Origin of the sequence: Prosthecobacter debontii (assembly GCF_900167535.1) — a bacterium.
Taxonomy (GTDB): domain Bacteria; phylum Verrucomicrobiota; class Verrucomicrobiia; order Verrucomicrobiales; family Verrucomicrobiaceae; genus Prosthecobacter; species Prosthecobacter debontii.
This window is the reverse complement of sequence record NZ_FUYE01000008.1, coordinates 1-21,718: the sequence shown is the minus strand read 5'-3', so window position 1 is coordinate 21,718 and position 21,718 is coordinate 1. Positions and strand designations below refer to the sequence as shown.

Genomic DNA, 21,718 nt, shown 5'->3' with positions numbered 1-21,718 from the left:
CACTGCGTATGAAAGGCCTGTTCATGATTGTCGTGGAACTGTTTCAGCCCCCAGATGGCGGGCCATACACGAAATTCTTCATGGGCCAAATGATCCCGGGCGTGATCAGTTTGTATGTGCTGTTTGCTCTGCTCATCGGAGAGACGGTGATCCCAGTGAAAGGTTTCCCCAAGGTGCCGGGACTGCCCGGGGCTCTCGTTGCCCTCATCTATCTCGGCGTCGCAGGGCTGTTTTATTTCCACTGGAACTGGGGCCTCTCGCATGAGCGCTGGCATCTGAGTGTACGTGCCAAATGGGGCGCGTTTACCCTGATCACCCTTAGTTTGTTAGGTCTTATCGCTCCCCTGGTTTTTCATTCGTGATTTTGTTTTCTGCTTAACCGCTTTCGATCTTATGAAGCCTTCTTTCACTCTCAGTCTCCTGCTTTCCTCAGTCGCCCTTTTGCATTCGTCCTTCTCCGCCGATTGGCCTCAGTTCCGGGGACCCAACGCCTCGGCCGTGTCCACGGAAGCGGCTCCTGGGCCGAATCTGGAGATTGCTTGGAGTGTGGACTTGCCTGGGCGCGGCCTCAGCAGCCCCATCATCGTGGGCGATAAGGTCTTTCTCACCTGCTCCAGCGGACCCGATCAATCCAACCTGCATGTGTTTTGCTTCAGTGCGACCGATGGCAAAAAGCTGTGGGAACGCGTGATGAAGGCCACGGGACGCACCATGTCGCACAACAAGACCTGCGTGGCCGCCCCCACACCCTGCAGCGATGGCAAGCGCGTGTTTGCTCTGTATTCGTCCAACGATCTCTTTGCCTTTGATCTCGATGGCAATCTGCTCTGGCTCCGCGGCCTAACCTATGATTACGCCAACGCCAGCAACAGCCTCGGCATGTCGTCCTCCCCCGTGGTCGTGGGTGATACCCTCATCGTGCAAAGCGAGAATGACAGTGAATCCCTCGCCGTCGGCATTGATGTCACGACCGGAAAGAATCGCTGGAAGAAAGAGCGCCCGAAAGCGGCCAACTGGACCAGCGCCGTGATCTATCAAGATGTGGTGGCGCTGCAATCCAGCAAGGGCCTCACCGGCGTGAATCCACAGACCGGTGAAATCGTGTGGGATTACACCGACGGAGCCTCTACCATCCCGAGCTCTGCCGTGACCCAGACGGCCATCTACGTGCCCTCCAATGGCGTCACCGCTCTGGCCCCCGAAAAAGGCGCAGCCTCTCAACTCTGGCGAGCCGAGGGGCTGAAACCCGGCACGGGCAGCCCGCTGGTCATCGGAGACTCCATCTACGTGCTGAACAACACAGGCGTGCTCATCAAGGCCAGCACCGCCAACGGCGACGAAGCGTGGAAACTCCGCCTCAAGGGCCCCAGCAGCGGCTCACCTGTGGCGGCCGGGAAATACATCTACATCGCCAGTGAACGCGGCTTTTTCCAGGTCGTGGATACCACTGCCCCCGAGGGTGAAGTCGTCCACACCGTCGAGCTCAAAGACACCATCCTCAGCTCCGCCGCCATCAGCCACGGCGCGGTCTATGTGCGCAGTGACAAGAAGCTGTGGAAGCTGAAGTGAGGCTCTTCTTTTCAGGAGTCCGTAGTCGGCTCATGCGCTGTCCTATATAGATAACTGGTAACGGCAATCTGCGGTGTCGTGGGACCAGAAAGCTCTGTCACCTCACAGCCGCCCTCCAGCTGTTGGAGTTCTCCGTTCAGGTCGGCCAGAGGCTGGAGTTGAGACAGCAGGTCTTCAAAGCTCAAGCCCGGCCCCACGTCCGACTCGGGTTTGCCGATATCTCGAGGCAGTCGCAAACAGAGGCGGACTTCCTTCTCCCTCTCGCTGATATTGAAGTCGACGGAAAGAACGCCATGAGCGAGAAGATTCCGTAAATCTCGCAGGCTTTCTATTTGCTCAAATAAGATCTGAAACTGGGCGTGCTGGGGCTGCAAATCGGGGGCTTGCTCGACCATCTGCCGCATGCGTTTCACCCGATCCTGAAAATGCATCCGCTCCAGCTTCGCCGTCTCTTCGGCGGGCGATCTTCGCTTCACGAAGTTCAGCACGCTTAGATCCAGCATGCTGAAGTTCAGCAAGTAATTGCCGATGGCCGAGGGCCAATTTATGTGAATAGGCAGGACGGAAGACATGACGGGATTCAGGTTAGGGAGGGAAAGAAAGTTTCGCGCTTTGTCTTCACTCCAAGGTTCGTGGCTTTACTCGGAAATCTCGCCCAATGGCTCTCCGTGAGAAGTATCTAAGGGCTCGATGAACTGCTTCACGGCTTGATAGAGCCGAATGAGCCGATCGCTGATTTCTTGCTGCTGCTGAGGTCAAGTCTCCTTATGAGAAGCCCCATACTGAGAGAGGGTAGTGAGGATGCTGCCTGAGTTTTTAAGGGGCTGTGGACTCCACTGCAAAGCCTCCCCAAAGGCTGCTTCGATCTCGTATTGGTGGTTTTTGAGTGTCTCAAAGTTTTCAAGCCCTTTAGGGCCACGACAGGAAATCCAAACCGCGCTCTCTTTTTTAACGGTGCTGAAGTAAGCCTTCAGTCGAAAGGTATGCCAGCCGACCATAAAAACCGTATCTTTACGACGCAGGGGGGCAACCCGTTGGAGGGGAAGGTCTTGCGCTTGGACTTGATCGTAAATGGGCTGCCAAAAATCGAGGCACAACTGCTGTTTATCGTTGTTAGGATGTCGCGCCTCAATGACTCGCCTTGTCCAGGCATTGGGTTTGCTGACGATATTGAACTTAGGGGCTACGGGTGAATTTCCGATTCTCCATAATTCGACCTCCAGCCCAAAGAAGTTCACCCCTTCTTGGGTCTTTTCATTCAGCCAATCCAACGCCGCTCGATGTTCATCGGTAAAGCGTTCAGCGATCCAGACGATGCTCACCGCCGAAAGGCCTGCTGCATAGGTAAGAAGTTGCCCAAGATGAGAATGATCGGTGCGCTCCAATTGATTTTCGATCAGGACCCAGGAGTCATCCGAGCGGTCTCGGCATAATATGTCCGCCCGGAACGGTCCTACCCGCTTTTCTTGGAACTCCGTCTCCAGATCCATCTCCAAGGCTTGCCCCAGTAGAGCCAGGTTTTTTCCTTGAGCAAGCCATGGCGTAAAGTCTTGAGCTTCAGTCAGCCAAGCTTCTCTCAATGATACCTTTTCCAAACGGCCTAACTCGGGAACTCTCATGAAGCTACCTTACTGATTTGTCGGGGATGCTGTCATGGATTTTTGCATATTTTAGCCTTTCTAAAGTCTCCTAGCTTGATCCTGAGTCCAACAGAACAGAAACGGTCTTGGGCTGCGGGTTGGGCTCTCGGAGCGGCAATTTGGGGCCACCATTCCGACCGCCAGACCTTGCCTTGCGAGCGAATCCATCCTTGCTTTTCCCGCATTTACGCCTAAAACCCTCGCTCTCTATGGCATCTACCCCAGTCATCAACCTCCGCAAGGGGCACGCGGTTCGTTACAACAACGAAGTCTGCACTGTGTCCGATTTCGAACTCAAGACGCCTCCGCGTATGGCGTCCTATGTGCAGATGTCCATCCGCACGCTCAGCACCGGCAAGGTTTATAACCTGCGCATGACTTCCAACGAGTCTCTGGAGTCCGTGAACCTGAACCGTGAGCCGCATGAGTATAGCTACAAGGACGGCGAAGATTATCACTTCATGCACCCTGAAACCTTTGAGGACGTGATCCTCATGGAGAGTCAGGTGAAGAACGCCAAGGACTACCTCATCGAAGGTCAGAAATACACTGTTCAGTTCGCTGACGATGTGGTCGTCGGCATCGAACTGCCACCATCCGTGGTCATGGAAGTGACCGAGTCCCCTGAAGGTGTGAAGGGCGACTCCGCCAACAACGTTTACAAGGCAGCCACTCTGGAAACCGGTCTGATCGTTCAGGTGCCTCTTTTCATTGGCCCTGGTGACAAGATCAGCGTCAAGACGGAAGACAACAGCTACCTGGGCCGCGCGAACTAATTCGTTCGCTCGCCTAACCCCATTCAAAACCTCTCCAAGTCCCGGTCACAAGCCGGGGCTTTTTTTTGTGGGATTTACTGAAGCCATTCTCCCATCAGCAAGCAGCAAAACCACCGTGTGGAATCGATTCAATCGCGCTTTGGGACTCGCTTATTTAGACAAGACGTAAGCCAAAAAATCGCGTCATCCCCGATGAGTTCATGAAACGCTTTTACTGCATCGCCATGCATCAAAGAATTGCACCGATATCCGCTTAACGTACCGTTTAGCTTATGAAAAACGACCCCGACGCGATCCTCTTCATAGCCTTTGCCATTGTCTGGGGTATTCTTGCCCTTGGGTCGACACTTCACGTTCGTTCACGCCCGACACCCCAGGAGAAGAAAAAGTGGTTTGATCGTTGGGCCATTGCCGCCGGAGTCATTTTTATCGGGGTCGTCATTCTGCTCCTGATAAGCTGGAAGCAGTATCTCAGTATTCCGGTGTGGATGGTCCTCGTCGCCGGCATCATTTTTTTGACCATCCGTAATACCTATTTCTGTAGCACCTGTGACAAACGTTCCCGTTCAAACGACTGGTTCGGCAAAAGCTACCATTGCCCACATTGTGGCAACCGTTTGAGGTGATGCCTAGGCATGCTCAGCGTTCATTCTTCCATGACACCTTCCGTCAAGCTCCGTTCATGGCGCGAGGAGGACTTCGTCCCCTTTGCAGCCATGAACGCTGATCCAGAAGTCATGCAGTACTTTCCTCGTCTTCTGACGGAGGAAGAATCTCGGGCCACTTTCGAGCGTTTTCGTGACGGCATCGCTCAACGCGGGTGGGGACTGTGGGCCGTCGAGGTGGAGGGGCAATTCGCTGGATTCACCGGATTGTCCGAGCCCAAGTTTACCGCTCACTTCACTCCTTGTATCGAGATCGGCTGGCGCCTTCATCGTGCTTACTGGGGCCGTAGCATCGCCTATGCTGCGGCTCAGCAGGCCATTCATGATGCATTCCATCAACGTCGCCTGAATCAGCTCGTCTCCTTCACCGCTGTCCTCAATCACCGTTCCCGCCGCCTCATGGAACGTCTCGGTTTCACCCACGATCCTTGCGACGACTTTCTGCATCCCGCCCTGGAGGAAAACCACCCGCTGCGACCGCACGTGCTTTATCGGTTGGCAAAAAACAACCATCCAGTTAGGCTCCATTCATCCCAGTGCACAGAGGTTCGAGACCTCCGGAATGCCACCTACCCCTGCAGCCCCATCAGCGCCAGGATGTTCATCACTGCCTTGGGCACAAAGGAACCCGGCTCCACATACTCGGGGAGTTTGCTACCATCGGCGCTGCGCTCGGAGCAATGCGCATTGCCCCCCGCAGGCCCCATGGCATCCAGTGTTGGCGCAAGGTGACAGAGATAGTTCGCATCGCTGAGGCCACCACGAGCCATGGAGAGCACAGGGATTTGCATTTGAGCACCCGCTTGTTGCCAGGCTTCAAGAAGCCGCTGCGTTTCCACACCTCCCGGCCAAGCGGCGGTGGTGCCGATTCGCTCCACGGTGATCGTCGCGCCCGCATCCGTCTTGCCCGCCATGGCTTCCAGAGCCATCCCTGCGGTTTCCAGCACAACGGGATCGAAGGCACGCATCTCCAGCTCAGCCTGGGCCAGATGCGGCACGCGATTCAGCACCGTGCCACCTTGCACATGGGCCACATTCACGGTTAGGCCATCGTCAGGATCATTCAGCGCATGCACATAGGGCAGCACTCGTGCTAGCTCCACCACGGCATTGATACCCACCGCGTGATTGCTCCCCGCATGGGCAGCTCTTCCCTCACAAGAGATGCGATATTCCAGTCGGCCTTTGCGGGAGGTTACGATGTGATATCCCGCCTTATCGACGGGCCCACCTTCGAAGACCAACACACAGCGCGCTCCCTCGGCACATCGTTCAGTCGTCCGTTCGGCGAAGTCAGAGCCGATGACTTCCTCCGCGGAATTCGCAGCGATGAGCCAATGCGTCTGCTCAAACAGCTCCGGCAACACATCCCGCAGCGTGCGCAGCATTAGCCAGATCAGCACGGTGCCGCCTTTGTTATCCACGGTGCCCGGACCGTAAATCCGAGAGCCTTCCTCCTGCCAATGAAAGTGATTGAGCTTCTCCTCCTCAGGAGGAAAAACCGTGTCCAAATGCGTGACTAAGACCACCGGCGCAGCCTTCTTCTCAGCATCTCGCCGACGCAGAAACAAATGCGGTCCGTGTTCCAAGTGCCGTGCAGACACGAGCTCCGCCGTGAAGCCCAGGGGGGCAAAGCAAGCCGCTGTCAGTCGGCCCAAAGACTCCACGCCTTCGCTATTCGTGGTGAAGCTATTGATCTCCACCATGCGCTGAAGCCACTCCAGAGCTTTCGGCAAATGACGTTGGGCACTGGCAGTGAGTTCTTCGATCATGTCGCTCATACGATACGCTCTCCATTTTAAACACGATGACGCGGCTTGGCACCGATTCCCGATCCCTCCGGCATTTGCAGATGGCCCGAGGCATCAAAAGTGATGCCTACATAATCATCATCCGCCAGATACAGGTGGCCGTCCAGATCCACATAATCCGCCCAGGGTGCCAAATGCGCCGCCGCCGTGGTGCCCAGGCTACTTTCGATCATGCAACCCAGGATCACGCCTAACCGACATTGCCGAGTCGCCTGAATCATCTCCACGGCACCGGTGAAAGAGGCACACTTCAGCAGCTTCACATTCACCCCATCCACGTAGAGTGCCAGACGCTGCACATCCTCCGCATTCTGCACCGATTCATCGGCATACAGAGGCAAGCCCACCCGCTGTCTAACAGCTGCCAACGCTTGCCATCCTGCGATGTCCAGGTTGTGATGAATCGGCTGCTCCACCAGTGCCAGATGTGGGGCCAGCTTCGGCAGCAGTTCTTCAGTCTGCGACACCGTCCAGCCACCATTCACATCCGCCATCAGTGTGGCTCCAGCCGCATTCTCAGAAGCCGTGCGCACGATGGCCTCATCATGCGCCAGATCACCACTGCCCAGCTTCAGCTTCAGCACGCGAAACTGCCTCGCCGTCTCCCGCACCTGCTCCGCGAAGGCCGCCAGATCGGTGGGAATGCTGAAGGAACGACAGGCCAGGATTTCCGCCCATTTCCTCCCCGGCCCCAGGCTCTGCTCTGCCACCCGCCAAGTCGGTTCAGGCATTTGATCCAGCCTTAAAAGATCCAGAGCCAGCCGAACCGGGCGCGGCATCTCCCCCTGCGTTTCCCCCTGGAGCCAAGCCAGCGAATCCTCCGGACGATCCGCGTAATACGGCACAAAGGGAGCCTCGCCCACCGCCGCGCCCTCCCGCAGTCGCAGCACCTGTCGCTCCGACGAGGCTCCGTGAGCGATTCGAAACGGGGTCGTCAGACGCAGAGTTTTCAGCTCGATTTCCGGCATGGTGGAGCAAAATGACGACGGTTTCTGTGCATTGAGAAGTGAAATCTCCAAAACCTGTGCCATAGCTGCCGATTCCAGCCGCATCGCCCATGTCCCGTCCCTATCCTCAGCGCCGTCCCGCCTCCGCCCCTAAACCACCGCCTGCTGGCAGTGAGAACTGGGCACGCCCCTGGGCGCAGATGAAGTATTTCTCCTACCATCCGGCGATCTATCCCAACATGGTCGGTGCCACCTCCGACGATGCCGCCGCTGGGGATCTGGTGAACGTCTATAACAAAGAGGGCAACCTCTTCGGGGCTGGCTTCCTCAATCCCAAAGCCCGCGTCCCTCTCCGCGTCATTCATCACGGCAGTGAACCTTTCACCGAGGCCGATCTCGACGCCCGCCTCCTCCAGGCCATCCGCCTGCGTCGTGATGTCCTGAAGCTGGATAAAACCACCGAAGCCTACCGCGTCATCCACTCCGATGCCGACGGCATCAGCGGCCTCATTGTCGATCGCTACGCTCAGACCCTCTCCATCCTCGTCACCACCCTCGGCGTCTGGCGTCGCATCCGCCGCTGGCTGCCGCTCCTTCATAAGGAACTCGGCACCAGCAACCACGTCATCCAGACCGATCCCGATATCTCCCTGATCGAAAACATGCGTATCAGCGAGGTGCCCGAGGTGGATGATCCCGGCCCCCGCGTCGTCCGCGTCCGTGAAAACGACGTCCGTTACCTCGTCAACTTCGAGGACGGTCATAAGACGGGATTCTTCTGCGACCAGCGCGACAACCGCCTCCGCTTCGGTCAGATGGCCCATGGCCGCGTTCTCGATCTCTGCACCTACACCGGCGGCTTTGCCCTCTCCGCCAAGATCATCGGCGGCTGTGAAGACGTCACCGGCGTGGACCTCGATGAAAAAGCCATCGCCCAGGCCAAGCAAAACGCCAACCTCAACCAAACCAAGATCAACTGGACCCAGGGCGACGCCTTCGGCTGGTCCCGCCAGATGATCAAAAACGGCGAGCTCTGGGACACCGTCGTGCTGGATCCTCCCAAACTCATCCATCACCGCGATAGCCAGGAGGAAGGCATCTTTAAATACCGCGACCTTAACGGCCTCGCCATTCAGCTCGTCAAGCGAGGCGGCCTCTTCGTCACCTGCTCCTGCTCCGGCCTCATTTCCCCCGCCGATTTCGAGGAACTCGTCGTCGGCGTCGCCCACCGTCACGGTCGCAAGCTGCAAATCCTCGACCACACCGGCCCCGGCATGGACCACCCCGTCATGTCCAACTGCCCCGAGAGCCGGTATTTGAAGGTGGTGTGGGCCGTGGTGGTGTGAGTTAGGCCTCTCGTCTCGTTAGCCGTCTATTAGATTGGCCAAGGAAGAGCACTCTCCAGAGACTGGAGAGTGCTCCATAGTTATCGAACGTCGTGTATCCTAAAACCCTTCGCGGGTGTAGCTGCCGTCCACGTAGCGCAGTGCTTGGGTGGGATTGGCATTCTGGAGGGCTTCAGGCAGGCAGTCATCGGGGAAACCCTGATAGCAGACCGGACGCACGAAGCGGTAGATGCTGTCGGTGCCGATGCTGGTGAAGTAGCTGTGACTTGCGGCGGGATAAGGGCCTCCATGGTGCATGGAAGGGCAGGGCTCGATGCCGGTGCCGAACCCATTGAAAATGATGCGTCCGACTTTGCGCTCCAGGACACGGATGAGGGCCGCGTGTTCGCGCAGGTCGTCCGGCGTGCCATGGACAGCTGCCGTGAGTTGACCTTCCAGCCCTCGGGCAAAGTTAAGCATCTCTTCCTGAGTGGGGCACTGGGTGACGATTGAGCAGGGGCCGAAGACCTCGCGGCGTAGTTCTTCGTGAGATTCCAGCACATCCAGGGTGGTGGTGTAGATGCGGCAGGCCGCCTGGGTGGCTTCATGGTTAGGTTCGGCGGAGGATTGGCCGGCCAATTGCAGCCCATTGATGGTGGCCCACACGGCGGTGCCGGCATCATAGCTCTCACAGATGCCCCTATGCAGCATGGATTGCGGAGCCACTTTTTGAGCGAACTCTCCAGCTTTTTCGACAAACTGGCTCAGCTCCGGACTCTGCAGCCCAAGGACGATGGCAGGGTTGGTGCAAAATTGCCCCACGCCCATGGTCACGGAGGTGACGTATGCCTCGGCCACTTTGGCGGCATTTTCCTTCAGGGCACCTGGCAAGACAAAGACGGGGTTGATGGAACCCATCTCGCCGTAGAAGGGGATCGGCTGGGGACGTGCCGCCGCCACGTCCATGAGGGCGCGACCCCCACGGAGCGAGCCAGTGAAGGCCACGGCTTGTGTAAGTGGATGTTTCACCAACTCAATGCCGATCTCGGTGCCACGGCCATGCAGCATGGAGAAACAGGCGTCTGGCAGCCCCGTCTTGCGTAGAGCACTGAAGACGGCGCGAGCGAGCAATTCACAGGTTCCGGGATGAGCGGGGTGGGCTTTCACCACCACAGGGCATCCGGCCGCCAAGGCGCAGACGGTATCCGTGCCGATGACGCCGATGGCGAAGGGAAAGTTACTGGCACCAAAGACCACCACGGGGCCGATGGGGAGCAGCACCTTACGGACGTCCGGCTTTGGCAGGGGCTGGCGGTCCGGCAGCGCACGGTCGATGGTGGCATCAGCCCAGGAACCTTCTCGAATCAGCGTGGCAAACATCTTGCACTGATTGATGGCTCGACCCCGCTCACCCGTGAGGCGGGCCATGGGGAGTGCCGTCTCGGCATGGGCACGCTCAAGCAGCGTGTCTCCGAGTGCCAAGATTTCGTCAGCCAGTGTTTCTAGAAACTGAGCACGTTGTTCTGGGGCGGCACTGCGCAGAGCATCAAAGGCTCCATCGGCTGCCCGAAGCGCTTCGTCTGCCTGGGCGGTGGTCGCTTCACAGAAAGCTGGCTCCAGAGACTCGTTGGTGGTGGGATTGACAGCGTGATAGGGGGCGTGGTCGCAAGGGGCTTCGCGGCCGGCGATGAGTTGGTGTCCGGTGATCATGGGGCAGGGGAAAGGGCGGGTAAAAGAAGTGGGGGAGGTGGCTTGCAAGCTTAGCCCATCGGATTCACGAGAGTGCCGATCCCGTCAATCGTGATGCTGACCAGATCACCCCGTTGCAGGGTAAATTCGTCACCCGGGACAATTCCGGTTCCTGTCATCAGCAGGGCTCCGGTGGGGAAGGTATTGTCCTGATAAAGGAAGCCTGCCAGTTCGCTCGGGGTGCGCTTCAGTTGATCCAGAGTGGCTTGACCTTCAAAGACCGTTTCTCCCCTGCGTTGGATCTTAAGCTGGATGCGGGTCTCTTGGGGCAATGCCGCTTGAGTGATCAGGAGGCAGGGGCCCACGGCTGCGCAGAGTTTGAAACATTTGGCCTGGGGGAGATACAGCGGGTTTTCCCCCTCGATGTCCCGGCAGGAAAGATCGTTGCCGACGGTATAACCGATGATCTGCCCTTGATTGTTGATGGCCAGCGTCAACTCCGGTTCTGGCACCATCCAGGTGGAGTCGCTGCGCAGATGCATGGACTGTCCTGGGTGGGCCACACGTTGTGGAGTGGCTTTGAAAAAGATCTCGGGTCTCACAGCCTCATACACACGGTCATAGAAGGTGCCGCCTCCGGCATCCTTACTCTCTTCCATGCGTGCCGTGCGGCTGCGGAAATAGGTCACACCGGCGGCCCAAACTTCTTGCGAGGAGATCGGTGCCAGGAGGGTATCTGCGGCTGGTTCCGGAACAGCGGTGTAGGTGCTGGCGACCTCTTCCAGGTAGGCATGCAGATTTTCATGATTGAATAATGCATCCCATTCGAAGTCGGCGAGGCGATACCAATGTGGATCGTTGTAGAGATAGACGCCGTGTGTGGTGCGATAGAGATGCATGGCTGGGTAAAGCCGAGCGTAGCGGGTGCACCTCCCGTGTCAAACCTCAGAGTCACCTTGTGGTGGACAGTTCATTTAAAATCCGGTCAAGGCTGTCCAGATCCTGCCCCCACCAGACATTGCTTAGCTGAAGCCTCTCTTGATAACCAGGGGCTGCGCGCCCCCCCACAACGAGGGCGATGGATTCGGGCAGCAAGTTTCGCAGTTTCACCAGCTTTTCTTCAATGATTGGACATTGATCTGGATAGACGAGGCTGACAGCCACAGCTCGAACCCGGCGAGCCCGGGCACAGACCACGATTTCCTCGGTAGGCAGATTGGGTCCGAGATAGGCGACTCTCCAGCCCAGGTCCCGCGCCGAGGCGGCTACCAGCAGTGCCCCCAGTTCATGCACCTCCCCGGATAAAGTCGAGACCACCAATTCAGGTGCATTCGTGGCCACAGTGCTGCCAGGGACTGGGGTCATTAGAATCTCACGAATCACGGCTGTCGCAATGTGCTCATGACTTGGGCGCATCTCCCCGGCTTGCCAAGATTCTCCGATGTGGGCGATGAGAGGGCAGATGACTCGGAGAATGAGAGCTCGCTGGCCAAACTGAAGACGGGCACGGAGGAGCAATCTGCGTAAACGGTCCGAGTCGTAATTTTTAGCCGCTTCACTGCATAGGACGACATAGCCGTGTTCGGTGTCTTCATCGCCCATGGAATCCACGGAGAAACTGACCCGTAGAGAAACGCACTCGGTGAGGGACTTTTTGAGCAGGCTATCTAGCTCTTCGGAGCTCAAGTGGGCGATGCTGCCGATCCGATGGCCTTTTTCTGTCAGCTCTCTCAGGAGGACCAGTCTGGAGATGTCGTCCTCGGAATACATGCGACGGTTCGTGCCTGTCCGGGTCGGTGTCAGCGCCTCATAACGCCGTTCCCAGATGCGGATGACGTGTGGGCTCAACCCACTGCGGATACTCGCGGCCTGGATGGTGGAATGCATAGATCAAGTTTACAAAGTATCTTACGGCAAGAACGTTTTCAGGGGAACTGGCGATGCACTCATTTCAAGTAAAGTTCGGGTTGAATCTTCTTCTTCAGGCATTCCTCTTGGCGGCATGCTGAATTATATCTGGGCGTCACTCATTCTCATCGGCCTACTCGTCGCTGGATTGCTCGGAAGGTTCACGGGAGACAGTGGCGTCATCACCTCTGCCCTCAATATCTCGAAGACGGCCGTGATGGATATCGCCCTGCCACTGGCGGGCATGATGATGTTTTGGCTCGGCATCATGCGGCTCATGGAGAAAGCCGGCCTGCTCGAGTTAGCGGCCCGCGCTTTGGCCCCGATTATGACTCGTCTTTTCCCGGATGTGCCGCGTGACCATCCTGCGATGAGCGCCATGATCATGAATCTGGCGGCCAATATGCTGGGGTTAGGCAACAATGCCACGCCTCTCGGCTTGAAGGCGATGACGCATCTTCAGGAACTGAACCCGCATAAGGATACGGCCAGCAACGCCATGGTCACCTTCCTGGCCATGAACACCGCCGCCTTTACCCTCATCCCCATGACGGTGATTAACTACCTCAGCGCTGCAGGCGTGAAGGGGGCTTACCAGATCATCGTGCCAACCATTCTCGCCACTGCCTGCACGACCCTTACGGCTATTTTCGTGGCGAAGGCTTTGCAAAAGTTGCCCGTTTTCCGTATTCAGCCACAGTCTTCTCCGCCCCATGTGTCCTTAACCGCTCCCAATCCCGGTTCTGACGTTGCAGCCCCGGGCCCCACGGCGGTGGACGTGGCTGAAGAACATCCGCAGCGCGCTACGCCGAAAGCTCGCTTTCTATTCATGCTGTTACTGGTTCTTTTTGCAGGTGGGGTTGTCCTGGAACTCGCCGCTCCGAGCCTACGCCAAGGGGTATTGGAGGCCACGGGCCTTTCCCAGGTGATGGCTGCGGCAGATCAGCGCGCAGCCGAAGCTAAAGCTGCAAGCGCTGCCGTCACGGCTGACGCCACGGCACAGGCGAGCCCGCTACGCCGTCTGATGGATGGCGCGTCTGGTGTCGCGATTCCTCTGCTGCTCGTCATCACCCTCGGGGTCGCTTTAATCCGAGGCGTGAAGGTGTATGAAGAATTTGTGGAGGGTGCCAAGGAGGGGTTCTCGGTGGCGACCCGAATCATGCCTTTCCTGGTCGCCATGCTGGCCGCACTGGCCATCTTCCGCAGTTCTGGTGCCCTCTTGATTCTGGAATACGTCCTCACCCCCGTGCTCAATCTCATTGCTTTCCCGGTGGAGCTTCTGCCCATGGCCCTCATGAGGCCGCTCAGCGGCAGTGGCTCTCTGGGTATTCTCAATGAACTCTTGGCTCGTAGCGACATCCTGGAGTACATCAAATACACCGCCGCCATCATGTTTGGTTCCACGGAGACGACCTTCTATGTGCTGGCAGTCTATTTCGGCTCGATCAGCATCCGCAAGACTCGGCATGCCTTAGCTGCGGGACTGACAGCCGATTTCGTTGGCCTAACCATGTCAGTCGTGATTGGTAGGCTGATGTTTGCTTGATGAATCGATAGCTAAACACCAGGAGCTAATCATAAGAATAACCCGTCGCAGCAAACCTAAAATTAGGTTTATGGGCCATCCATTCTTGCCGTGATTCTCGAAGAGATGACTTCCAAATAAATCATTACTCCTGCACGGGAACGGCCTTGGGGGCGGCGCGGAAGGCGGTGCCTACGATCAAGGAAGAAACCCCCGGTTTCCATTGATACCCGAAGCCAAAGGGGATGGGGCCGGCGGTCGATGTCTTGAAGGCGGCGTCCAGATCGGTTTGGAAGTGTTGTTTGAAGAGCTCGATAGGACCTGGGTAGTAACCGTATAAGCTCACCATCCAGTCATTGCCATTGAAAAACTTCAAGGGGATGCCGCTATCGTCTTCGATGATGCTGCGGCTATTGGAGAGGAGGAAATCTCGCACCGTGGTGAACTCACTCATGTGCATGAGATAAGAGGCGGCTTTGACAAAGGCATTGCCTTGCCCATGGCTCTTACAGAACTGCATGAAGGCGGGATTGCTTTTGATGCCCCAATTGGACAGATCCGTCGTGAAGTAATACAGCGTCTGTGATTGGCCTTGGGTGCCGATAAAGGAGATTCTCACTCCTGGGGTCTTCGATTTTCCAGTCGTGAGTTCCCCGGCATCATTCAGTTTGACCAGTTGCGCATCGGTAACGCGGCAGCCTGCTCGGGCAAGGAAGACATAGAGCACAGGGATGGTGCCACTGAGCTGAGTCTGGGTCAGGTCGTTCTTCATATCCGCGGTGATGAAGAAGCTAAAGCTTAAAATAGCATTCAGAGCGGTGCGTAGATTACCCAGCGCATTGGCTCGGTCTCCACTGCTGAGTGAGGCGACATCGGGCAACGTGCCGACAGGTTCACGACCGCATAAAATGTAGGTTTGTGCGTTTGGAAAAAAGGTGTTGGCGTAGAGGAAATCAGGGCCACTGAAGGTATAAAACAGCGGGCTGCTATCCTCATAAATGTATTTCAAGGTGGTGGGCATCCATTGCCTGATTTTGGATAACTGCCTCTCCTCAAGATCCAGCCAGGCACGATGAAACGCCGATGAGTGATCGGCCCAAGATGCCTCTCTGGCGAATGGCTCTAGCTCAGTGGCATCCACGGAAAGCCCGGCTAGAAAACGTGCCTGATGATCGGGAGGCGCAACAGCCTGAAGCTGACTAACGAAACAAAGCAGGCCGAGGAAGAGTCTTTTCATGCACAGAAAAAAACGATCACGGGCAAACTACAGCAGCCCTCCCGCCAGCTAGCGAGTAGAAAAGCGATTTTTTCTTATGCTTGATGATGGCTGGCTAGACCTTGGCCGTCACGATCTCATAGGCATGACCGACGAACTCCCAGTTCACCACTTTCCACCAAGCATCGATGTATTGCTCTCGATCTTCGCCATATTGCTCACAGTAGCTGTGCTCCCACAGGTCCAACGCCAAGATGGGTCTGCCCGCTAGGTGCCAGGGGATGTGATCCTTCATCAGGGGATTGTCTTCATTGGGCGTGGTGCTGACCACCAGGCAACCGTCTGGGCGATAGGTGAGCCATGCCCAGCCTGATCCAGGATGGGCTAAAGCAGCTTCCTTGAAGACCCGTCGAAAGGTTTTCACACTGCCAAAATCTTCGACAATGGCTCTTGCTGCCCGCCCTTGCGGGCCCGAGGGCCCCGATTCAGGTGGGCAGAGAAAGCGCCAAAAGACCGTGTGATTGATATGTCCACCGCCTGCCATTCGAATGGCTTTAAGGGATTCTTTGGAGAGCTTTTGCGGCTCCTGAAAGGAGAGGCCACTGCTGAGCAGTCTGCCCAGAGGCAGCTTGGAGTCAGCTCTGGGCGGATGGGCCATGTGGCTCATGCCAGGCATGAGGGAGGTCACATTCCCGACCGTCATATCGGCGGCGGCAAGCGTTTCTCGGAGCTCGCGGAGATAGTTGGCGTGGTGCTCCTCGTAATGTCGGCGCAGGGTGCGGGCATTCAAGAAGGGCTCAAGCTCTTCAAAGGCGAAGGCCAAAGGTTCTTGACGCAGCGGCACTCCCAGAGGAGTGGGGGGAACATCACTGCCTAACACTGAGCTAGAAAGCGCAGCAGTGAGGGTTGTCAGAAAACCGCGACGTGTCGTCTGTGAGAGAGGCATTCGGAGATTTTATCCGAAAAACAAAAAACACGGCAAGATCACTAAAATTACCATTTGGTAATCTCCGTTCCCTTCGATCAGTCGCAGGCTTTCTGTGGGCTCTTTGGAGAAAGGAGATAGATCAAGAGGCCCGCCAAAATGGTGGCCAAGCCAGCCAAAGACTCGGTGGGCTTTGCTTGCCAAACGAAGATTAACATCCAGAGGCTAATGCCCAGGAAAATGAGCGGAGTCAGGGGATATCCCCAGCAGCGCACGGGGCGTGGGAGATCAGGATGAGTCCAGCGTAGGATCATCATTCCCAGTACGGTGGCAAAGGAACAAAGCTGAATGCTGAACTGAACGTAGTTCATGACGGATTCGAAGCTGGCCGTCAGCAAGAGGCCGATCACGATGGCCAGTTGGACCAGCAGCGCGACGATGGGGACGCCGCTACGGGTGCGCACGGCAAAAGGGCGAAGCAGTGCCAGATCCTGGCCCATCGACATCGTCACGCGCGGCCCCACCCAGGTCATGGCACTGATGCTGGAGACGAGGCCGAGGCAGATCAGCCCAGACATCAAATTGCCGCCGACCTTTCCAAAGATATAGTCTGCAGCGACATGGCCGACCTCGATCTTGCCCTCCAGAGCACTCATGGGGGCGGCATGGAGAAAGATGGCATTCAGTCCCACATAAAGCAGGGCTACCAAGCCGGTGCCGAAGGCGATAGCGCGCGGCACGTTCTTTGCCGGTTCGCGGATTTCTCCAATGATGTAAGTGGCCGCATTCCAGCCAGCATAGGCATACATCACATACACCAGACTGACTGCAAAGGAGTGGCTGGTAAGCAAGGCTGCATCACCAGGGACAGGTGAGAATGTGATGGGCTGGCCCTCTCCAAGCAGAGCTCCTGCAATGATGAAGACCAAAATCAAGGTTACCTTACCCCAGGTGGCCAGATTTTGAAATCGAGCGGCGACCTGAATTCCCCGCATGTGCACCAGGGTCACGAGGATGCTGACTCCTATTGATAAGTGCAGCGCCGAAAAGCCCGAAAAGATTCCGGTGAAGTATTTGCCAAAGGCCATCGCTGCGAGAGCGATCGGAGCCGCAAAACCCACGGTGGCCGAGAGCCAACCAGCAACAAAACCCGCTGCGGGATGGAAGATGCGGGAGAGGAAATGGTATTCACCGCCGGATCTGGGCAGTGCGGCCGCGAGCTCGCCATAGGCGAGAGCACCACAGAAAGCGCAGATGCCGCCCACAGCCCAGAGCGCGAGAATGGCGAAGCCTGAAGGCAGACCGCCCACCTGATAGCCGAGGCTCGTAAAGACCCCGGTGCCGATCATATTGGCCACGACCACCGCCGTGGCTGTGAGAAGAGAAACTCCCGGCTTCGTTGGAGAGCTGTGGGTAGGCATAAAAAAACCGAGGAACAGAATCCATTTGAATCCTGTCCTCGGTCAGAATGCAAGCAACTCAACGGCCAAAATCACTGACGGGCAGCAATTCGGTCGAGATCGGTGCCATCGAGCCCGAGCTTGTCAGCGCGATTGCATCATCGCCTTCGAAGTGGCGACTGAGCAGGATGCTCTCGATTTTCAGAGCATCGCTCTGCGGAGTAGCCTCTTTAATCAACTCGCTGTCCACGGCAAAGGAGGGGCGATTTTGTAATGCCGACGGCAGAGGTTCAGCGGCGGCAACAGCCATGCTGGAGTTGTTGTGGCTATTACCCACCACACCCAGAGTGGCCCAGGCTGCCGTGATGGCGAATGCTGCTGTGGCTGCAGCCGTCGCCCATTTTGGCGATACAAGATCACTGAAAAAAGTGTTCACGCGTTCCCAGAGGAGGCCACGTGCAGATTGACGAAGAAGCTCAGACCGCTGGCGCTCGCGGAACTGGGTCACAAAGTCTTCCACAAAATCTTCACCGGGAGTTTCATACCGTTTGAGTCGAAGCAGCCGCTGAATGTTTTCGAAGTCGTTCATGGTAGATAGATCGTCGGTTTTGGGCGGGATTTCTGTCAGGTGTTAGCAGGAACTATGTCACTTTACAAAATCTTCCAGATAGGTCTGGAGAAGACGATGGGCGTAGAACAATCTCGATCTCACAGTGCCTTCAGACACGCCAAGGATCTTGCTGATCTCGTTGTGCTGTAGGCCCTGAACATCATAGAGTGTCACTACGGTCCGGTGATCTTCCGACAGCTTCATCATGGCATCGTTCAATCTTTTTTGCAGTTCGTGAATATTCACTTCCCGAACCGTGTCGCGATTCGTCGTGGTGAGCTTCACAAAATCCGGATCGTTGTGGATGCCATTATCCACATCATCCAGGCTGACCTTGGCGTAGCGGCCACGCTTTTTCAGGAAGTTCAGCGTCATGTTCACCGCGATCGAATAGATCCAGGTGTAGAAGGACGATTTTCCCATGAATCGCTTCAGGGAGCGATAGGCCTTGGCAAAGATTTCCTGGAGGAGATCGGCGGTATCCTCTCGGTTCGAGGTCATGTTATAGACCAGACCGTAGAGCTTCGGAGTGTATTTGCGGATCAGTTCATCGAAGGCCCGGGTATCTCCAGCCTGAGCACGCTCCACCAGCGCGCGATCTTCAGCTGCGCTGACATTCGTTGGGGGCTGATCCATCGGGGTCTCCATGCGTCCACTCACCGGGCGATCCGTGTCGCACGATTTTTGAAGCAAACCATTCATCGGGGAGTCAGACAAGCTTTTCTTGGGAGTTGAGGGTGAATCAGGGGCGGGTCAGATGCACAGCCACACAATCGCAGCCAGGAAGAATACGTTTGCGGAGTGTCACTGTGACGCCTTTGGCACCAAACTCGCTCAAAATGCATTGAGACATTTCGGCAGCGAGGGTTTCGATGAGTTGCCGCGGGCGCTCCGCTGCCAGATTTCGCAGCCGGATCGCCACCGCTGAGTAGTCGATCGTGCAGGTCAGGTCATCGGCCATGGCTTCAAACCGACGCTCGATGCGCATCACCACGTCCGCTTGCAGCGTCTGCCAACCCGCCCGCTCCTCTTCCGGCACGCCGATCTGCACCGGCAGGTCCAGGCCATGAAGGCGGATTTCGTCCAAGGGGGCAGGGGAGTTCATGCGTGGGAGGGGATGGGGGGGCGCATCAGTTGGGTCAGAGCCGAGAGATTCTTCACTAAGATATCGGGCTCCGCTGACATCAAGGTCGTCACAGATTCATAACCCGTGGCGGTGCCGATGGTGATCAGCCCGCCCGCTTTTCCCGCCAGGATATCATGACGCATATCCCCAATGAAAGCCGTTTCCTGCGGCAGCAGATGATGTTGACGCAGGAGTTCATGCACGTGGCCGCATTTGTCGATGACTCCGCAGTGCAGATGCTCAAAGAAATGCGCCACCCCATTCGTCTCCGCCTGCGCTTGCACATGCTCCAGCGGCGCACTGCTGCACACGAACATCCGTCGGCCTGTTTCCTGGGCGAATTGGAGAAACTCGCGCGCGTGCTCGATCATCGGCACCTCATGCTGATCATCTTCCGGGAAGTGCTCCAGATACAGTGCCTGCAGTTCATGCAGCGGGGTGTCCGGCAGGATGTTGCGATAAAACTCCGTGTAAGGGAGCTGGAAGACCTCCCGAAATTGTTCCCGGGTGAAAGGCGGCTTGTCATAGTGGGCCATCACCCGGTTCGTCGCGGTGATGACCGCACCGAGATCATCGGCCAGCGTGCCGGACCAGTCGAGAATGAGGTTTCGGATCATGGGGGAATCAGGACGGGTTCGCGCTGGAGGATGGCGCGTTAGTGTGAAAGGGGCGGTAGCGCGGCGTTGCCCGGTAGCTGCCGAGATTGGAGTTGAAAAAAGAATTGCTGGCTCGGTCCTGGTCGGCCCCGGTCCTCGGATTGTAAAAGTTGGCCTGCTGAGGCGTGCCAGACCTGCAACCGGCCAGAGCCATGAGCAAAAGTAGGGCGATGTAGTTCATCCGAAAGAATCCTGAGGGCTTCGTTTTTAAAGCAGCACGTTCGCGTTGCAATCTCCTTTCTCCCTGTCGCCGTCAGCCGTGTAACCTTCGTCTCCGATTCCTTGTCTTTTACAGCCTGAATCCTGAAGACCTCCGCCTTTCCTCGCTTCCCCTCAAATTCACTGCTGGACATCCCGAAAGCCGTCGTTTCAAATGGCACGCTCCGGATTTCCCGGCGCTTTTTCTTAGCGATCCATCCCCAACTACCGAACCCATCCCTACCACAATGGCAAAAATTCAATTCGGCTCCGAAGTCTACACCTGGTTCATGCAGGGCACAGGCAAAGGCTACGACAACAAGCTGGACCACATGATCAAGATCGCCTCCCAAGCCGGTTTCACCGGCATCGAGCCCATGGTGCTCGAGATCTCGGAAAGCGCCCTCGGCTGTGGCAAATACTGGCTCGGTGACTTCTGCGATCCCATCAAGCTCAAGGACACCCTTCAGCAGTATAACATGAAGCTCGCCGGTCTGGCCCTCGTCTGCGCCTGGGATGGTGAAACCGAAGCTCCGAATGAGCGCGCCGCGGCTGACTTCACCCTGGATTTCCTCCAGCACTTCCCCGGCTCCATGCTGGGCACTGTGACCCTGCCGAGCGGTCGCACCAAGGACCTCCAGAATCGCCGACTGAACGTGGCTAAAAACGTCAACGCCGTCTCCAAGCGAGCCGCTGAGCTGGGCATCAAGGCCTCCTATCACCCGAACAGCCCCCCAGCCTCCATCGTCCGCACCCAGGAAGACTACGATGTCGTCCTCAGCAGCCTGGACCCCACCGTCACCGGCTGGACCCCAGACGTCGGTCACATCATCCGTGGTGGCATGGACGTCATCGCTACGCTGAATAAGTGGCAGCATCTGGTGAACCACATCCATTACAAAGACTACTCCGGCAACGGTGCTGAGCCGTGGGCTCAGATGGGCACCGGTAAGCTCGACTTCCACAAGATCACCGAGTGGCTCGTCCTGCGGAACTACGAAGGCTGGATCATCTGCGAAGACGAGGCCCACATCGCTGTCGAAGATCCGGATGGTGTCACCCTCCAGAACGGTCAGTGGTGCAAAGACAATCTCTACCCGATCGTCGGCCTGTAAGCCACGGTTCCGAGTCTAGCATCGCGGGTGTGAGGGCTACCAGCCCTCATGCTTCCCAAGACAGGCCCCACGGCCTGTCTTTTTTGTTGTCCCCCGGTTGAAGTGCCGTTTCTTGCCACCGAGCTTGTCTGAACGAGGATAAGCCGGAATATGCAATAGGAAGCCAAAGAGGGAGATGAAAGGGCGTGTGGACGAGAGAGGGGGAGATGTGGCAGGATCACCGTGATGGTGAATCTACCCATTGAGTATTCCGACAAGTCCGTGACGCCTTTTGGAGGCCTAGCGATCCTCAAGCGTTTTATTGACCAGACTGGCATCCGTGAGCATCTGGCCACCTTGGATCTGCCGGAAGGCGGCTCTAACCGCGCTTATGATCCGGTGCACATCATTGAGAGCTTCTGGCTCGGGATCTGGACAGGAGCCAGCCGTTACATCCACTGCGACTGGCTGCGTCAGGACTCGACACTAGCGGCCCTTTTTGGTTACGTGAACCTGCCCAGCCAAAGCACCTACAGCCGGTTCTTTGGCAAGTTCTCCCAAGCACGCAACACAGCGGTGTTCCCGCCGTTGCAGCAGTGGTTCTTCCAGCAGATCAACGTGGGAGCCGTGACGGTGGA

22 protein-coding genes and 2 pseudogenes are annotated in these 21,718 nt (G+C 57.0%); 9 read left to right on the top strand and 15 right to left on the bottom strand.

Going from position 1 to position 21,718, the window contains the following annotated elements:
• Positions 1-8 precede the first annotated feature (8 nt).
• Both B5D61_RS12955 and B5D61_RS12950 read left to right on the top strand, forming a co-directional pair.
• Complete coding sequence (locus B5D61_RS12955; RefSeq protein WP_078813827.1) at positions 9-362, top strand: hypothetical protein; 354 nt, start codon at positions 9-11, stop codon at positions 360-362.
• A 31-nt stretch (positions 363-393) separates the two neighbouring features.
• On the top strand, positions 394-1,569 hold the full coding sequence (locus tag B5D61_RS12950; RefSeq protein ID WP_078813826.1) for an outer membrane protein assembly factor BamB family protein: 1,176 nt from the start codon (positions 394-396) through the stop codon (positions 1,567-1,569).
• Between the two features lie 11 nt (positions 1,570-1,580).
• Here B5D61_RS12950 and B5D61_RS12945 read toward each other — a convergent pair whose 3' ends face one another.
• Together B5D61_RS12945 and B5D61_RS26310 are read right to left on the bottom strand one after the other, a co-directional pair.
• Positions 1,581-2,141 carry a hypothetical protein gene (locus B5D61_RS12945; RefSeq protein WP_078813825.1) on the bottom strand — a complete coding sequence of 187 codons (561 nt, stop codon included), beginning with the start codon at positions 2,139-2,141 and terminating at the stop codon, positions 1,581-1,583.
• A gap of 183 nt (positions 2,142-2,324) precedes the next feature.
• Positions 2,325-3,188, bottom strand: coding sequence for a DUF4268 domain-containing protein (locus B5D61_RS26310; RefSeq protein WP_176159406.1), 864 nt, complete (start codon positions 3,186-3,188; stop codon positions 2,325-2,327).
• A 230-nt stretch (positions 3,189-3,418) separates the two neighbouring features.
• Here B5D61_RS26310 and efp point away from each other — a divergent pair, with 230 nt between their 5' ends.
• The 3 genes and pseudogenes from efp to B5D61_RS27075 form a co-directional block, all read left to right on the top strand.
• A complete protein-coding gene (efp, locus tag B5D61_RS12935) occupies positions 3,419-3,985 on the top strand; it encodes an elongation factor P (protein WP_078813823.1) in 567 nt (188 codons plus the stop codon).
• Positions 3,986-4,257: 272 nt separating this feature from the next.
• Positions 4,258-4,611, top strand: coding sequence for a hypothetical protein (locus B5D61_RS12930; protein WP_078813822.1), 354 nt, complete (start codon positions 4,258-4,260; stop codon positions 4,609-4,611).
• Positions 4,612-4,620: 9 nt separating this feature from the next.
• A pseudogene (locus B5D61_RS27075) lies at positions 4,621-5,010 on the top strand (GNAT family N-acetyltransferase); the annotation flags it as partial.
• A 209-nt stretch (positions 5,011-5,219) separates the two neighbouring features.
• Here the strand turns inward: B5D61_RS27075 and B5D61_RS26640 are convergent.
• Together B5D61_RS26640 and B5D61_RS12915 are read right to left on the bottom strand one after the other, a co-directional pair.
• On the bottom strand, positions 5,220-6,422 hold the full coding sequence (locus B5D61_RS26640) for a M20/M25/M40 family metallo-hydrolase (protein WP_217698973.1): 1,203 nt from the start codon (positions 6,420-6,422) through the stop codon (positions 5,220-5,222).
• A 26-nt stretch (positions 6,423-6,448) separates the two neighbouring features.
• Positions 6,449-7,429, bottom strand: a complete 981-nt coding sequence (locus B5D61_RS12915) for an enolase C-terminal domain-like protein (RefSeq protein WP_176159405.1) — start codon at positions 7,427-7,429, stop codon at positions 6,449-6,451.
• Between the two features lie 89 nt (positions 7,430-7,518).
• Here B5D61_RS12915 and B5D61_RS12910 point away from each other — a divergent pair, with 89 nt between their 5' ends.
• Positions 7,519-8,754 carry a class I SAM-dependent rRNA methyltransferase gene (locus B5D61_RS12910; RefSeq protein WP_078813818.1) on the top strand — a complete coding sequence of 412 codons (1,236 nt, stop codon included), beginning with the start codon at positions 7,519-7,521 and terminating at the stop codon, positions 8,752-8,754.
• Positions 8,755-8,853: 99 nt separating this feature from the next.
• On the opposite strand, the gene B5D61_RS12905 is transcribed toward B5D61_RS12910, so the two are convergent.
• Genes B5D61_RS12905 through B5D61_RS25735 form a run of 3 tightly spaced genes read right to left on the bottom strand, consistent with a single transcriptional unit; the run spans position 8,854 to position 12,309 of the window.
• The gene (locus B5D61_RS12905) at positions 8,854-10,443 is read right to left on the bottom strand and encodes an aldehyde dehydrogenase (NADP(+)) (protein WP_078814020.1); all 1,590 of its coding nucleotides are present in this window, start codon (positions 10,441-10,443) and stop codon (positions 8,854-8,856) included.
• A gap of 50 nt (positions 10,444-10,493) precedes the next feature.
• The gene (locus tag B5D61_RS12900) at positions 10,494-11,321 is read right to left on the bottom strand and encodes a fumarylacetoacetate hydrolase family protein (RefSeq protein ID WP_078813817.1); all 828 of its coding nucleotides are present in this window, start codon (positions 11,319-11,321) and stop codon (positions 10,494-10,496) included.
• Positions 11,322-11,373: 52 nt separating this feature from the next.
• Positions 11,374-12,309, bottom strand: a complete 936-nt coding sequence (locus B5D61_RS25735) for a MerR family transcriptional regulator (protein WP_139373244.1) — start codon at positions 12,307-12,309, stop codon at positions 11,374-11,376.
• Positions 12,310-12,424: 115 nt separating this feature from the next.
• Here B5D61_RS25735 and B5D61_RS12885 point away from each other — a divergent pair, with 115 nt between their 5' ends.
• Positions 12,425-13,876, top strand: a complete 1,452-nt coding sequence (locus B5D61_RS12885) for a nucleoside recognition domain-containing protein (RefSeq protein ID WP_139373243.1) — start codon at positions 12,425-12,427, stop codon at positions 13,874-13,876.
• Positions 13,877-14,000: 124 nt separating this feature from the next.
• Here B5D61_RS12885 and B5D61_RS12880 read toward each other — a convergent pair whose 3' ends face one another.
• The 8 genes from B5D61_RS12880 to B5D61_RS26305 all read right to left on the bottom strand — a co-directional run bounded on the left by B5D61_RS12880 (position 14,001) and on the right by B5D61_RS26305 (position 19,969).
• Entirely contained in the window at positions 14,001-15,092 is a 1,092-nt protein-coding gene (locus B5D61_RS12880; RefSeq protein ID WP_078813814.1) for a hypothetical protein, read from the bottom strand.
• A gap of 94 nt (positions 15,093-15,186) precedes the next feature.
• Positions 15,187-16,017, bottom strand: coding sequence for a superoxide dismutase (locus B5D61_RS12875; protein ID WP_078813813.1), 831 nt, complete (start codon positions 16,015-16,017; stop codon positions 15,187-15,189).
• Between the two features lie 77 nt (positions 16,018-16,094).
• Positions 16,095-17,417: an APC family permease gene (locus tag B5D61_RS12870; protein ID WP_078813812.1), complete on the bottom strand. Its 1,323-nt coding sequence runs from the start codon at positions 17,415-17,417 to the stop codon at positions 16,095-16,097.
• A 58-nt stretch (positions 17,418-17,475) separates the two neighbouring features.
• Positions 17,476-17,985 (bottom strand): hypothetical protein, encoded by a 510-nt coding sequence (locus B5D61_RS12865; RefSeq protein WP_078813811.1) that lies wholly within the window; start codon positions 17,983-17,985, stop codon positions 17,476-17,478.
• Between the two features lie 57 nt (positions 17,986-18,042).
• Positions 18,043-18,708, bottom strand: coding sequence for a sigma-70 family RNA polymerase sigma factor (locus tag B5D61_RS12860; protein ID WP_245846534.1), 666 nt, complete (start codon positions 18,706-18,708; stop codon positions 18,043-18,045).
• 40 nt (positions 18,709-18,748) lie between these two features.
• Positions 18,749-19,111 carry a dihydroneopterin aldolase gene (locus B5D61_RS12855; protein WP_078813810.1) on the bottom strand — a complete coding sequence of 121 codons (363 nt, stop codon included), beginning with the start codon at positions 19,109-19,111 and terminating at the stop codon, positions 18,749-18,751.
• Entirely contained in the window at positions 19,108-19,749 is a 642-nt protein-coding gene (locus B5D61_RS12850) for an HAD family hydrolase (RefSeq protein ID WP_078813809.1), read from the bottom strand. Before B5D61_RS12850 ends, B5D61_RS12855 begins: the two co-directional genes overlap by 4 nt.
• 7 nt (positions 19,750-19,756) lie before the next feature.
• Entirely contained in the window at positions 19,757-19,969 is a 213-nt protein-coding gene (locus tag B5D61_RS26305; protein ID WP_176159404.1) for a hypothetical protein, read from the bottom strand.
• Positions 19,970-20,234: 265 nt separating this feature from the next.
• On the opposite strand from B5D61_RS26305, the gene B5D61_RS12840 reads away from it, so the two are divergent.
• Positions 20,235-21,101, top strand: a complete 867-nt coding sequence (locus B5D61_RS12840) for a sugar phosphate isomerase/epimerase family protein (protein ID WP_078813807.1) — start codon at positions 20,235-20,237, stop codon at positions 21,099-21,101.
• A gap of 225 nt (positions 21,102-21,326) precedes the next feature.
• Positions 21,327-21,718, top strand: a pseudogene (locus B5D61_RS12835) (hypothetical protein); the annotation flags it as partial.

Bases quoted from the DNA above. Each gene is read 5' to 3' on its own strand.
- B5D61_RS12915 (WP_176159405.1), bottom strand. From the start codon at position 7,429: ATGCCGGAAATCGAGCTGAAAACTCTGCGTCTGACGACCCCGTTTCGA.
- B5D61_RS12860 (WP_245846534.1), bottom strand. From the start codon at position 18,708: ATGAATGGTTTGCTTCAAAAATCGTGCGACACGGATCGCCCGGTGAGT.
- B5D61_RS12850 (WP_078813809.1), bottom strand. From the start codon at position 19,749: ATGATCCGAAACCTCATTCTCGACTGGTCCGGCACGCTGGCCGATGAT.
- B5D61_RS12955 (WP_078813827.1), top strand. From the start codon at position 9: ATGAAAGGCCTGTTCATGATTGTCGTGGAACTGTTTCAGCCCCCAGAT.
- B5D61_RS26310 (WP_176159406.1), bottom strand. From the start codon at position 3,188: ATGAGAGTTCCCGAGTTAGGCCGTTTGGAAAAGGTATCATTGAGAGAA.
- B5D61_RS12855 (WP_078813810.1), bottom strand. From the start codon at position 19,111: ATGAACTCCCCTGCCCCCTTGGACGAAATCCGCCTTCATGGCCTGGAC.
- B5D61_RS25735 (WP_139373244.1), bottom strand. From the start codon at position 12,309: ATGCATTCCACCATCCAGGCCGCGAGTATCCGCAGTGGGTTGAGCCCA.
- B5D61_RS12880 (WP_078813814.1), bottom strand. From the start codon at position 15,092: ATGAAAAGACTCTTCCTCGGCCTGCTTTGTTTCGTTAGTCAGCTTCAG.
- B5D61_RS12885 (WP_139373243.1), top strand. From the start codon at position 12,425: ATGCTGAATTATATCTGGGCGTCACTCATTCTCATCGGCCTACTCGTC.
- B5D61_RS12910 (WP_078813818.1), top strand. From the start codon at position 7,519: ATGTCCCGTCCCTATCCTCAGCGCCGTCCCGCCTCCGCCCCTAAACCA.
- B5D61_RS12865 (WP_078813811.1), bottom strand. From the start codon at position 17,985: ATGAACGACTTCGAAAACATTCAGCGGCTGCTTCGACTCAAACGGTAT.
- B5D61_RS12950 (WP_078813826.1), top strand. From the start codon at position 394: ATGAAGCCTTCTTTCACTCTCAGTCTCCTGCTTTCCTCAGTCGCCCTT.
- B5D61_RS12905 (WP_078814020.1), bottom strand. From the start codon at position 10,443: ATGATCACCGGACACCAACTCATCGCCGGCCGCGAAGCCCCTTGCGAC.
- B5D61_RS26305 (WP_176159404.1), bottom strand. From the start codon at position 19,969: ATGAACTACATCGCCCTACTTTTGCTCATGGCTCTGGCCGGTTGCAGG.
- B5D61_RS12840 (WP_078813807.1), top strand. From the start codon at position 20,235: ATGGCAAAAATTCAATTCGGCTCCGAAGTCTACACCTGGTTCATGCAG.
- B5D61_RS12870 (WP_078813812.1), bottom strand. From the start codon at position 17,417: ATGCCTACCCACAGCTCTCCAACGAAGCCGGGAGTTTCTCTTCTCACA.
- efp (WP_078813823.1), top strand. From the start codon at position 3,419: ATGGCATCTACCCCAGTCATCAACCTCCGCAAGGGGCACGCGGTTCGT.
- B5D61_RS12945 (WP_078813825.1), bottom strand. From the start codon at position 2,141: ATGTCTTCCGTCCTGCCTATTCACATAAATTGGCCCTCGGCCATCGGC.
- B5D61_RS12875 (WP_078813813.1), bottom strand. From the start codon at position 16,017: ATGCCTCTCTCACAGACGACACGTCGCGGTTTTCTGACAACCCTCACT.
- B5D61_RS12930 (WP_078813822.1), top strand. From the start codon at position 4,258: ATGAAAAACGACCCCGACGCGATCCTCTTCATAGCCTTTGCCATTGTC.
- B5D61_RS26640 (WP_217698973.1), bottom strand. From the start codon at position 6,422: ATGATCGAAGAACTCACTGCCAGTGCCCAACGTCATTTGCCGAAAGCT.
- B5D61_RS12900 (WP_078813817.1), bottom strand. From the start codon at position 11,321: ATGCATCTCTATCGCACCACACACGGCGTCTATCTCTACAACGATCCA.